The organism is Chryseomicrobium aureum (genome assembly GCF_016909155.1).
In the GTDB taxonomy this organism is placed as follows: Bacteria; Bacillota; Bacilli; order Bacillales_A; family Planococcaceae; genus Chryseomicrobium; species Chryseomicrobium aureum.
This window is the reverse complement of the sequence record NZ_JAFBFG010000001.1, coordinates 588,129-600,524: the sequence shown is the minus strand read 5'-3', so window position 1 is coordinate 600,524 and position 12,396 is coordinate 588,129. Positions and strand designations below refer to the sequence as shown.

The 12,396-nt window shown below is 42.3% G+C and carries 13 protein-coding genes and 1 riboswitch; of the genes, 12 read left to right on the top strand and 1 reads right to left on the bottom strand.

The window, feature by feature from the left end; genetic code table 11:
• Positions 1-3 precede the first annotated feature (3 nt).
• The 7 genes from comGD to gcvPB all read left to right on the top strand — a co-directional run bounded on the left by comGD (position 4) and on the right by gcvPB (position 6,058).
• Positions 4-429, top strand: coding sequence for a competence type IV pilus minor pilin ComGD (comGD, locus tag JOD03_RS03080; RefSeq protein WP_204589328.1), 426 nt, complete (start codon positions 4-6; stop codon positions 427-429).
• Positions 422-691 (top strand): hypothetical protein, encoded by a 270-nt coding sequence (locus JOD03_RS03075; protein ID WP_204589327.1) that lies wholly within the window; start codon positions 422-424, stop codon positions 689-691. Before comGD ends, JOD03_RS03075 begins: the two co-directional genes overlap by 8 nt.
• Positions 679-1,116, top strand: coding sequence for a ComGF family competence protein (locus JOD03_RS03070; RefSeq protein ID WP_204589326.1), 438 nt, complete (start codon positions 679-681; stop codon positions 1,114-1,116). The genes JOD03_RS03075 and JOD03_RS03070 overlap by 13 nt, the downstream gene beginning before the upstream one ends.
• 188 nt (positions 1,117-1,304) lie before the next feature.
• Entirely contained in the window at positions 1,305-1,820 is a 516-nt protein-coding gene (locus tag JOD03_RS03065; protein WP_204589325.1) for a shikimate kinase, read from the top strand.
• A gap of 109 nt (positions 1,821-1,929) precedes the next feature.
• Positions 1,930-2,021: riboswitch (glycine riboswitch) on the top strand.
• 147 nt (positions 2,022-2,168) lie between these two features.
• Positions 2,169-3,242, top strand: a complete 1,074-nt coding sequence (gcvT, locus tag JOD03_RS03060; protein ID WP_204589388.1) for a glycine cleavage system aminomethyltransferase GcvT — start codon at positions 2,169-2,171, stop codon at positions 3,240-3,242.
• 19 nt (positions 3,243-3,261) lie between these two features.
• Positions 3,262-4,608 (top strand): aminomethyl-transferring glycine dehydrogenase subunit GcvPA, encoded by a 1,347-nt coding sequence (gene gcvPA, locus JOD03_RS03055; RefSeq protein ID WP_204589387.1) that lies wholly within the window; start codon positions 3,262-3,264, stop codon positions 4,606-4,608.
• Entirely contained in the window at positions 4,601-6,058 is a 1,458-nt protein-coding gene (gene gcvPB, locus JOD03_RS03050) for an aminomethyl-transferring glycine dehydrogenase subunit GcvPB (protein WP_204589324.1), read from the top strand. The genes gcvPA and gcvPB overlap by 8 nt, the downstream gene beginning before the upstream one ends.
• 279 nt (positions 6,059-6,337) lie before the next feature.
• Here the strand turns inward: gcvPB and JOD03_RS03045 are convergent, their stop codons facing one another.
• On the bottom strand, positions 6,338-6,727 hold the full coding sequence (locus JOD03_RS03045; RefSeq protein ID WP_204589323.1) for a rhodanese-like domain-containing protein: 390 nt from the start codon (positions 6,725-6,727) through the stop codon (positions 6,338-6,340).
• 69 nt (positions 6,728-6,796) lie between these two features.
• Here JOD03_RS03045 and JOD03_RS03040 point away from each other — a divergent pair, with 69 nt between their 5' ends.
• From JOD03_RS03040 to JOD03_RS03020, 5 genes are all read left to right on the top strand, one after another.
• Positions 6,797-7,630: a lipoate--protein ligase family protein gene (locus JOD03_RS03040; RefSeq protein ID WP_239584762.1), complete on the top strand. Its 834-nt coding sequence runs from the start codon at positions 6,797-6,799 to the stop codon at positions 7,628-7,630.
• Positions 7,631-7,792: 162 nt separating this feature from the next.
• Positions 7,793-10,354 carry a vitamin B12-dependent ribonucleotide reductase gene (locus tag JOD03_RS03035; protein ID WP_204589322.1) on the top strand — a complete coding sequence of 854 codons (2,562 nt, stop codon included), beginning with the start codon at positions 7,793-7,795 and terminating at the stop codon, positions 10,352-10,354.
• Positions 10,355-10,489: 135 nt separating this feature from the next.
• Entirely contained in the window at positions 10,490-11,548 is a 1,059-nt protein-coding gene (locus JOD03_RS03030; protein ID WP_204589321.1) for a M24 family metallopeptidase, read from the top strand.
• 11 nt (positions 11,549-11,559) lie between these two features.
• Entirely contained in the window at positions 11,560-12,120 is a 561-nt protein-coding gene (gene efp / locus JOD03_RS03025; RefSeq protein WP_204589320.1) for an elongation factor P, read from the top strand.
• A 35-nt stretch (positions 12,121-12,155) separates the two neighbouring features.
• Complete coding sequence (locus JOD03_RS03020; RefSeq protein ID WP_204589319.1) at positions 12,156-12,296, top strand: hypothetical protein; 141 nt, start codon at positions 12,156-12,158, stop codon at positions 12,294-12,296.
• Positions 12,297-12,396 lie beyond the last annotated feature (100 nt).

Sequence of the window (12,396 nt, the reverse complement as noted above, 5' to 3'; positions counted from 1 at the left end):
CGTATGAAGAATGAGTCAGGTTTTACATTTCCGGAAGCACTCGTTGTATTACTCATTGCTACTCTAGTACTTAGTTTTTCAATTCTATACAGCTATCGAACTTCTATAAAAATAGAGGAAACGCAATTCTTCTTACTCCTGAAACAGGATATTTTGTCTGCGCAAGTCTCCTCCATCGAGCAAAAACGTCCTTATGCCGTAAATTTTTCTTCCGCACAAAACGTTTATACAATACATTCGGGAATTAATGAGCTTAAACGAGTCAAGTTTCCTGACAGTGTTAGGTTTAAAGATACCTCTTATTTATCAATCATCCAATTTACTGCGGATGGATCAATCACTTCCTTTGGGACCGCAATCTTTATAACTTCAAAAGGAGATAAGACCATTACGGTTCATATTGGGAAAGGGAGGGTGCAGCTTGAATGAACGCGGATGGAGTACAGTAGAGGCGCTTGCTGCATTTAGCTGTTTGTTAGTGTTGATTTTCACGACCGTTCCATTAGTGACTGCGATGACTGAAAATCTTACTGCCTCAAAATTCGATTATTTCACTACTTTAGCGGAATATGAATTGGTTGGTAAATCAGAAGGGAGACTTGTCTTAGATAATGAAATCTATACAAGTTATTGGAAGGGAGAGATGTGGTGCATTGCCAAAAATGGAGAGGAACTCTCTTGCCGAGAATAAAAAGTGAGAAGGGATTTACACTAGCAGATCAGCTCTTGCAAATTCTGGTGCTAGGTCTCACCACTACACTTTTGTTAGTTTTTTCTGCGGTACTAGCAGACTATGTAAAAAATACTGAGAGTGCGGAGCATCAGGAATTCGATCAATTCTGGTTGGAATTTACGCATTTGATTCATTCCAGCAGCCACGTTAGTCCGCACTTTTCTTCGTGTTCCTTAAACATCGTGCAACAAACAACAGTGCATCGCTATGAAAAAGTAGGGACACGGATTCGTAAATCTAAGAACGGGGCAGGAAATGAACCGATGCTGTTGAATGTCTCGTCCTGCACAATAAAAGTAGATGAAAATAAAGTTGTACTCTCTGTGGAGTTGCTGTCTGGTGAAACGTTTAAAAGGGAGACTTATCGAGATGTTGTATTCTAGAGGGTATATCTTGCCACTCACCTTATTAATTGTTCAACTACTTCTCGTAGCCATGTTGTTTGGATCGGCGCATTACCTCGCTCAACTCAACTTTTATGATTCTCTGGAAAAAATCTATAGGGAGAAGGCAGAGCAGCGGTGGATAGTGTATACTGAAAAAAACAAATCGAAGTAAATGAGTGAGTGTAGTGAAAAAAGTCTACTTAATCGGCTTTATGGGCTGTGGAAAAACGGCAATCGGAAAGCGACTGAGCTTCGCACTTCGAATACCCTTCTATGACATGGACAAAGAAATCGTCAAACAACAAGGCATGTCCATTCCAGAAATTTTTGAACGATATGGTGAAGCCCATTTTCGAAAGCTCGAGACCGAATTTTTGGCAGGATTTAGAGATGAGTATTGTATAATCTCTACCGGTGGAGGTGCGGCTATAGCAGAAGAGAACAGGAAGCTTATGCGAGAGACAGGACTTGTATTGTTTTTAAATGCAGTGTTTCCAGATATTTGGATGCGAATTCACCGCGACAAAAATCGTCCGATTGTCCAGCGCAGTACTCGTGAACAAATTGAAAAATTGTACAATGAAAGGCTTCCATTTTACAAAAAAGCAGCCCATATTGTCATTCGAACAGAAGGAAAAACGTTGCGACAGATAACAGAATACTGTGCATTTCAAGTAAATCGTTTAAAAAGCGAACATTAACTACTTATTTTCATTATATAGTTCGTGTATAAACTCAAAAACAGAAAAAGATTGCGTTTTCAATACGTGAATGTTAGGATGTAGGTATTGAAAACAGCATAAATTGCGGATGAAGGTACGGGGAGAGAACGCATTTTGCGTCGCCGAAGGAGCAAATGTCTAGTACATGAATCTCTCAGGCAAAAAGACTCGGACTGGACGCACCTCTGGAGAGAGCTAAACACTAGCCACCAAAGAAGATAAGCCTATGGCAAAACTTTCAGGTAACAGGACAGAGACCCACGAAATTGGGTTTCTGTCTTTTTTTATGCGAAAAATTCACAATACTATGAATTCAACTAAGGAGGAATAGATTTGAAACGTACACCTTTGTATGATTTGTATGCTGATTACGGAGCAAAAACGATTGATTTTGGTGGATGGGACCTTCCTGTGCAGTTTTCTAGCATTAAAGAGGAGCATGAAGCTGTCCGTACAAAAGCAGGCTTGTTCGATGTATCCCATATGGGAGAAGTCTGGATCACTGGGGCAGATAGTGAAGCATTCATTCAAAAGCTTGTCACGAACGATATCTCGAAGCTCGTACCTGGTAAAGCGATGTATGCGGCGATGTGTTACGAAGACGGCGGAACAGTTGATGACTTGTTAGTGTATAAATTTGATGATGAAAAGTATTTGTTAGTCGTAAATGCATCCAATATCGACAAAGACGTAGCTTGGATGAACGAGCATGTCTCAGGCGACGTTCATATTGACAATCAATCGGATGACTGGGGGTTACTTGCGCTCCAAGGTCAAGCAGCTCAAGAATTCCTTCAAAATTATACAGAAACACCTCTAGCAGACTTAAAATTCTTTACGTTTGTTGAGGGACAAGTCGATGGTAAAGACGTAATCATTTCACGCACAGGGTATACGGGAGAAGACGGTTTCGAGCTATATGCAAAAAACGAAGTACTTCCTGATTTATTTACAACTCTTTTATCTTCAGGTGAAGTCGTACCAGCAGGTTTGGGAGCACGTGATACGCTGCGTTTTGAAGCATGTTTACCTCTTTATGGTCAAGAATTATCAAAAGATATCTCACCACTTGAAGCTGGAATTGGCTTTGCGGTTAAAACAGCGAAAGAAGATTTCATTGGAAAAGATGCAATTGTCGCAAAAGGCAAACCACGTAAACTTGTCGGTATCGAAATGATCGATAAAGGAATTCCTCGTCACGGATACAAAGTATTCGTTGGAGACGTAGAGGTAGGCGAAGTGACAACAGGTACACAATCACCAACTTTAAAGAAAAACATTGGTCTTGCCCTCCTAAAGGCTGACTATACGGAACTCGGTCAAGAGGTTGAAGTTGAAATTCGTAATAAGCGTCTAAAAGCAGTGACTGTAGCAACGCCATTTTACAAGCGACAAAAATAAAAGGAGCGATCCAGTTATGATCAAACACCGTTACTTACCAATGACTGAGCAGGATCAAAAAGAAATGCTCGAAACAATTGGAGTATCTTCTATTGATGAGTTATTTTCTGATATCCCTGAAAAAGTTCGATTCAAAGGGGAGTACAATATCAAACCTGCAAAATCGGAAACAGCGTTACTAAAAGAGTTAACAAAAATGGCTGCAAAAAATGCAGACAGCCGACGTTACGCATCGTTTATCGGAGCAGGCGTCTACGATCACTTCAAACCAACGATTGTCGACCATGTGATTTCTCGCTCTGAGTTCTATACGGCGTACACACCGTATCAGCCAGAAATTTCACAAGGTGAATTGCAAGCAATCTTTGAATTCCAAACGATGATTTGTGAATTGACAGGGATGGAACTTGCGAACTCTTCTATGTATGACGGCGGAACTGCACTTGCAGAGGCTGGAAATTTAGCGGCAGGCCACACACGTCGCAAAAAGATTTTGATTTCTGAAGCTGTACATCCGGAGTACCGTGATGTTGTAAAGATGTATGCGCACGGTCAAAATATTGCTGTTGAAGTTGTTGCACAGAAAGACGGGAAGACAGACCTTGCAGCATTAAAAGAGCAATTATCAAATGAGATTGCAGCCGTAATGGTTCAATATCCAAACTTCTTTGGCCAACTTGAAGACATGCAAGCTATTTCAGACATGACGCACGAACACGGTGCCCTATTTGTAAGCTCTTCCAACCCACTCGCATTAAGCGTGTTAACACCACCAGGTAAATTCGGTGCGGACATTACAGTTGGAGATGCGCAAGTGTTTGGGATTTCTGAAGCATTCGGAGGACCACACTGTGGATACTTTGCGGTTTCGGGGAAATTGATGCGTAAAGTGCCAGGTCGCTTAGTTGGTGAAACGACTGACGATCAAGGGCAACGTGGCTATGTATTGACACTTCAAGCGCGCGAACAGCATATCCGTCGGGATAAAGCGACATCAAACATCTGTTCAAACCAGGCATTGAATGCTTTAGCTGCAAGTGTTGCGATGACCGCTCTTGGAAAGCAAGGCACAAAACATATGGCGATTCAAAACATCGCGAAGACAGCATACGCGAAGCAAGCTTTTGAAGCAGCTGGATTCAAAGTAGTATTTGATGGCGCACACTTCAACGAAATCGTTGTGAAACTACCAGGCAGTGTAGAAGGTTTGAATGTTCATCTACTAGAAAAAGAAATTATCGGTGGACTACACCTAGGCACATATTATAAAGATCTTCAAGATCACGTATTAGTTGCGGTAACTGAGCAACGCACGAAAGAAGAAATCGATGCACTTGTGCAGGAAATGGGGGCTTATTATGCATAAAGATAACCAACCCTTGATTTTTGAACTATCCACTGAAGGCCGAATCGGCTATAGCTTGCCAGATTTAGATGTACCAGAAGTTGATCTTTCTTCTCTTCTGCCTGAAGGTATGTTGCGCGCGGAAGAAGCAGAGCTTCCAGAAGTATCAGAGTTAGATATTATGCGTCATTACACGGCACTTTCAAATCGAAACCACGGTGTAGACTCAGGTTTCTACCCACTTGGTTCATGTACGATGAAATACAACCCGAAAATCAATGAGAGCGTTGCGCGTTTCCCTGGATTTGCTAACGTTCACCCATTACAAGATGAATCATCTGTTCAAGGTGCAATGGAATTGATGTACGACCTTCAAGAGCATTTGATTGAAATTACGGGTATGGATGATGTAACACTTCAACCAGCAGCAGGAGCTCACGGAGAGTGGACTGCCCTTATGATGATTCGTGCGTTCCACGAGTCAAACGGTGATCACCATCGTACAAAAGTAATTGTTCCAGATTCAGCGCACGGAACAAACCCAGCATCAGCAACAGTTGCGGGCTTTGAAACAGTAACTGTTAAATCAGATGAGTTCGGTCTAGTGGATTTAGAAGATCTACGCCGCGTGGCAGGCGATGACACAGCTGCGCTTATGCTGACAAACCCGAACACACTAGGATTATTTGAAGAGCATATTTTAGAAATGGCGAGCATCATTCACGGTGTCGGCGGAAAGCTTTACTATGACGGAGCAAACTTAAATGCGGTTATGTCAAAAGCACGCCCCGGCGACATGGGCTTCGATTGTGTTCACTTGAACTTGCATAAAACATTCACAGGTCCTCACGGTGGTGGTGGTCCAGGTTCTGGTCCAGTTGGCGTGAAGAAAGATTTGATTCCGTTCTTGCCAGCACCAGTCCTTGTGAAAAAAGATGACCGCTACACATTTGATTACGACCGTCCACAAGCAATCGGACGCGTAAAACCGTTCTACGGAAACTTTGGAATCAACGTACGTGCATACACGTATATTCGTTCAATGGGGCCAGACGGACTAAAAGCGGTAACAGAATATGCCGTATTAAACGCAAACTATATGATGCGTCGTTTAGAGCCGTTCTTCGACCTTCCATACAACCGCCACTGTAAGCATGAGTTTGTACTAAGTGGTCGTCGTCAGAAGAAACTGGGCGTACGTACACTGGATATGGCGAAACGCCTGCTTGACTTTGGCTATCATCCGCCAACAATTTACTTCCCGTTAAATGTAGAAGAGGGAATGATGATTGAGCCGACGGAAACAGAGTCGAAAGAAACGTTAGATGCATTCTGTGATGCATTGATTCAAATCGCAAAAGAGACAGAAGAGAATCCAGAAATGGTGCAAAATGCGCCACATACGACGGTGATCGGGCGTCTAGATGAAACGAAAGCAGCGCGTAAGCCTGTGTTGCGTTATACGAAGTAACTGCTAGATGTGGAGAACGCCACTCGTGATTTTGCGAGTGGCGTTTTATTTTGTGCGTTTGGCAATTGTGTCTTAAGATTCGATGGATAAATGGAAAGATTCAGTGGCTAAGTCGAAAGATTCGACGGTTATTTCCTGACGTTCACCACTTCCTGGTATTATGGAAACTATTTCGCGCATCTTTCTAAAATCACTCAAGACCTTACCATTTAAATCATTAATCAATAAAAAACAGCATCCACTCTGAAAGGAAGAGTAGATACTGATTTCATTAACGATTTATTTGGATTTGATCTTACCTGTCCACTTACGGAAGCCGCCCTCTAACTGATAGAGCTGGTCATATCCGTTCTTTTTAAGTGTCAGTGCTGTACGGGCGCTGCGAGCACCGCTTTGACAGTACAAGTAAACGGGCTTGTCTTTGCGAATCTCTTTCATACGCGTACGCATTTGACTTGCAGGAATATTACGGGCACCTAGAATGTGACCACCGTCAAATTCCTTTGGTTCACGTACATCGATTAACTGCGCTTTGCGATATCCCTGGATAAACTCATCCTGAGAGAGCGTCGTCACAGATTTCTTCATTTTCATTCCAGTAAAGAATGTGTAAATCCCAAACACAATGATGGCACCTAAAATACCTAAGACGATTTCTAACAACTTCATTACTCCCTTCTCTATTTCTATTATAATGTAGTAGTGTAGAGAGATTCAATGATAAACGGAGGCAATTCAATGACAAACACTTGGTATTTCCTTGATTCCGGTAAACAAGACGCCGCATACAACATGGCTTTAGACGAAGCGCTGCTTGAATGGCATTCGGAAGGACTCATCCCACCTATCATTCGCTTTTATCAATGGCAACCTGCTGCATTATCAATTGGCTATTTCCAACGGGTGGAACGCGACATCAATTTGCAGGCTGTAAAAGACATGGGACTTGATTTTGTAAGAAGACCCACAGGAGGACGCGCAGTATTACATGAAGATGAACTGACGTACAGCGTCATCGTCTCAGAAGACTACCCGGACATGCCTAAGACGGTAACAGAAGCGTACCGCGTGATTAGTGAAGGTATTTTACAGGGGTTTCGCAATCTCGGAATGCGGGCACAATTTTCTATTCCTAAAACGGAAAGCGATCGTGAGTCCTTAAACCAGCCAAAATCAGCTGTCTGTTTCGATGCGCCGTCTTATTATGAATTGGTTGTGGAGGGCAAGAAAGTTGCGGGATCTGCACAAACACGTCAACGTGGCGTGATTTTACAGCATGGAGCAATTCTTGTAGATTTAGACGAAGAAAAATATATTAACTGTTTTTCTTATAGTTCTGAAGACCACAAAGAAAAAGTGAAAAAGAGCTTAGGGCAAAAAGCTATCTCAATCAACAAAATAGTATCAAATCCGGTAACGGTTGATCACTGCATTCCCGCTTTCCGTGATGGCTTTGAATCGGCTCTAAATATTCACCTCACTTCTTTTTCTCTTGATGAACAACAGCAAGCATATGTGAAGAATCTAGCTGCATCAAGGTATCGCTCACCAGAATGGAATTTTAGAAAATAATCGCCACTTCTGGGCTATGGAATTCCTCCGAAATAGGTTCAAAGTTTCATATTTCGAAAGAGGTAAGTTCAAACTAGACATTCAATATATTGTGCTTTATGATTTCTATATACACTATATATTGTGTCAAGAAGTGAATAATCTATTTCGGGAGGAATTTACATGGTCTCACCATCTACTCTACAAACACATCAACAAGCTATCCAACAATTGAACGAAGCAATCAAGAAATTTCCTCAAGTTCACCCCATCACACCAGATATGAAGTTAACACACAAGGGCGTCTCACGACTGGTGATGATCGACCGTTATTCCTTCAAAGATACGGAGAAAAAAACACTCCAAGCAGATGATTTTGTTGTACTAACAGTAAAAGAAGACCCAAAATTCCCTGCGCGTGGACTTGGGCAAATCGTCTCAATAGATTGGGACAAGAAAACAGCTGTCGTTCGCATTGATGAAGAATATCGCAGTGCAATCGACGACCCTGAAAAAGCGAAGACTGGTGAAATCACACGACCGCTATCTGTGATTGAAAAACCACTTGAGCTTTTTTATGAGCAAATTGCTCTTCGCAATGCAACAGGACTTGCAAGTGTTGAAACGACAGAAGAAAAACGCAAAGAATGGTTCGAGAAATTTTACCAACAACTTGTTTCACTCAATTTCATCCCAGCTGGACGCGTCATTTACGGAGCAGGCGCTGAAACAGACGTAACGTACTTTAACTGTTACGTGATGCCATTTGTTCCAGATTCACGCGAAGGAATTAGTGATCACCGCAAACAAGTTATGGAAATCATGAGTCGTGGAGGGGGAGTTGGAACAAATGGTTCTACACTTCGTCCTCGGAACACACTTGCACGTGGAGTGAACGGGAAGTCTTCAGGATCTGTTTCGTGGCTAGATGATATTGCGAAATTAACACATCTTGTTGAACAAGGTGGATCTCGTCGTGGAGCGCAAATGATTATGCTTGCAGACTGGCATCCAGATATTGCGGAGTTCATCATCTCTAAGATGCAAAATCCGCGAATTTTGCGGTATTTGATCGAAAATACGCATGATGAATGGATTACACAACTCGCAAAAGATAAATTAAAATTCAAGCCACTTTCCATGCAGGAAGAACAGATGTACCAAGGGATTGTCAATTACAAAGCAATTCCAGGGTTGGGCGGCTTTAGTGAAGCAATCATTCGTGATGCGGAATCTAAACTACGTGATGGTGGACACTACAGTGTTCATAATTCAGAGTTCTTAACGGGTGCGAATATTTCTGTCACACTGACGAAAGAGTTCATGCAAGCTGTTGAAGACGATGCAGAGTTTGATCTTCGCTTCCCAGCTGTTGAGAACTACTCGAAAGAAGATATGGAAGTATACAACAGAGAATGGCATAAAGTTGGAGATGTTCGCGAATGGGAGCAAATGGGCTATGAAGTGCGCACATACCGCACGATCAAAGCACGCGAGCTTTGGAACCTCATCAATATTTGTGCTACGTACTCTGCAGAGCCTGGTATTTTCTTTATCGACAATGCCAATGACAAGACGAATGCAAAAGCATACGGTCAAAAAGTAGTGGCTACAAACCCATGTGGAGAACAACCACTTGCACCATACAGTGTGTGTAATCTTGCAGCGGTCAACCTCGCTCAATTCGCACAAAAAGATACGAAAACAGTAGATTTTGAAGGGCTGAAAGAAACAGTACGTGTCGGTGTTCGCATGCAAGATAATGTAATTGATGCGACACCATACTTCTTAGAAGAGAATAAAGTACAAGCTCTTGGAGAGCGTCGTGTAGGGCTTGGCGTAATGGGACTTGCGGATCTACTGATTTACTGTGAGAAACCATATGGCTCAGATGAAGGAAATATACTCGTTGATGAAATCTTCAAAACAATTGCTGAAACAGCTTATGAGACATCTGTTGAACTTGCGAAAGAACGCGGAAGCTTCCCGTTTTTAGTCGGTGATACAGAACAAGAGACAGAGCGCCTTCGCAAAGCATTCACAGAGACAGGGTTCATGCAAGGAATGCCTGAGGCGATTCGCGCGTCTATTCTGGAATCAGGAATTCGTAACTCGCATCTATTGACAGTGGCACCAACAGGTTCTACTGGAACGATGGTTGGAGTATCGACTGGACTTGAGCCATACTTCTCGTTCACTTACTATCGTAGCGGCCGACTTGGTAAATTCATTGAAGTAAAAGCGGATATTGTTAGTGAGTACTTAGAGCGTAATCAGGATGCATCTTCTGAAACACTTCCAGAGTGGTTTGTGACGGCAATGGAATTAAAACCAGAAGCACATGCAGATGTGCAGTGTATCATTCAGCGCTGGATTGATTCATCTATCTCGAAAACTGTAAACGCGCCAAAAGGGTATACGGTTGAACAAGTAGAAGGCGTATACGAGCGTCTTTACCATGGCGGTGCAAAAGGTGGAACAGTTTATGTCGACGGTAGCCGTGACTCGCAAGTATTGACACTAAAAGCAGAAGAAAATGATATGACAGAAGTGCAAGATGAAGTAGTAGAACAAAAACGACCAATCGTTTTAATCGATACAATTCAAGATCTTCGCAGCACAAATGTGACAATCGGTTCAGAAGTTGGCAACACGTGTCCAGTGTGTCGTAAAGGGACGGTTGAGGAACTTGGTGGCTGTAACACTTGTACAAACTGTGGAGCGCAGTTGAAGTGTGGACTTTAATTCATAACTAATACGTTAAAAAGCATTTTCTCTGGTACTCTAAGGGAAAATGCTTTTTATGTATCATTGAAGGATAGCGGAATCGTTTTCGGCTATGCTACACTAAGACTAGTGTTTAAATAGGAGGCCAACTACATGAAATTGCAAAAAGTACGCAAGTCATTAACCGATTCTTCACTATCCGCACTACTCGTCACGAACCCATACAGTCGTCGTTACTTAACAGGTTTCACAGGGACTGCAGGAGTTGCACTGATTACGGAGTCAGATGCTTTCTTCATTACAGATTTTCGTTACACAGAGCAAGCAAATGCACAAATCGAAGGCTATACAATCATTGAGCAAAAAAACACGTTAATCGAAGCAGTTGCTGAAGTTGTGAAAGAACATCAGCTAACGAAAGTCGGTTTCGAGCAAGAAGCGATGTCTTATGCCGAGTATGATCGTTACCAAAAAGCACTCGAAACAGAACTTGTTCCGACTTCTGGAATTGTTGAAAAAATCCGCTTGATTAAGAGCGAAGACGAGCTTACTATTATTAAGCACGCATGTAAAATTGCAGATGATGCATATGAACATATCTTGACGTTCATCAAACCAGGGATGACAGAACTTGATGTCTCAAACGAATTAGAGTTCTTCATGCGAAAGCAAGGTGCAACTTCTTCTTCATTCGATATCATTGTAGCCTCCGGTGTCCGTTCAGCACTTCCTCACGGTGTCGCAACACATAAAGTGATTGAGTCAGGCGATTTTGTTACACTGGATTTCGGTGCTTATTACAATGGGTATGTCTCGGATGTAACACGTACTCTTGCAGTAGGTGAACCCACTGATCAGCTGAAAGAAATTCATCAAGTCGTACTGGAGTCTCAATTGCTTGCACTTGAAAAAATCAAACCGGGTATGACAGGGAAAGAGGCAGATGCTATTTCTCGCGACTACATCGCATCAAAAGGATATGGCCAGGCATTTGGTCATTCACTTGGTCACGGAATTGGTTTAGAAGTACATGAAGGACCTGGATTGTCATCTCGTTCAGATGTTGTATTAGAGCCAGGAATGGTTATCACAATTGAACCAGGAATTTATCTTCCGGGAATCGGTGGTGTGCGCATTGAAGATGACGCCTTAGTCACAGAAACAGGCGTTGAAAAACTGACGCATACATCAAAAGAATTAGTTATTTTATAGGGGGAAATCACATGATTTCAGTAAACGATTTTAAAACAGGCCTTACAATCGAGTTTGATGGCAACTTATACCGCGTTATCGAGTTCCAACACGTAAAACCAGGTAAAGGCGCTGCATTCGTTCGCTCGAAACTTCGCAACCTTCGCAGTGGTTCAGTGAATGAGCGTACATTCCGTGCAGGTGAAAAAGTAGAGAAAGCACAGATCGATACGCGCAAAATGCAGTATCTTTATGCAAATGGTGACATGCACGTATTCATGGATACAGAAAGTTACGATCAAGTAGAGCTTCCTGAAACGTCTATCGAATATGAGTTGAAGTTCTTGAAAGAAAACATGGAACTAAGCATTATCCAATATAAAGGCGAAACGCTTGGTGTCGAGCTACCAAACACTGTCGAGCTTGAAGTAATCGAGACAGAGCCAGGAATCAAAGGAGATACGTCTGGTGGCGGTTCAAAAACTGCGAAACTTGAAACCGGTGTAATGGTTACTGTTCCTTTATTCATCAATGTTGGAGATCGTTTGATCATCAATACTTCAGAAGGCGCATACGTCTCACGCGCTCAATAATTTCTCATTCATCACTCGGCTATCCGGAAGCTTTGGTGAGAATTCAAGAAGATCACGTGTTAGTGAATGTATCGGCAGAGATGGTCAGTCCAGAAGAAGCGAATGACATTATCTACGCAGTGAAAAAAGAATATCCCGAAGCTGCTAAAGTCCAAGTCGACTATTCAGCGTATTAAAGACTCGCCTTGTGCGAGTATTTTTATTGTTTGAAAAGTGGGAAATATAAGAGCAGGTACTAAAAAAGAGTGCGCGTTTTGTTGAAAAACGGTAGAATAG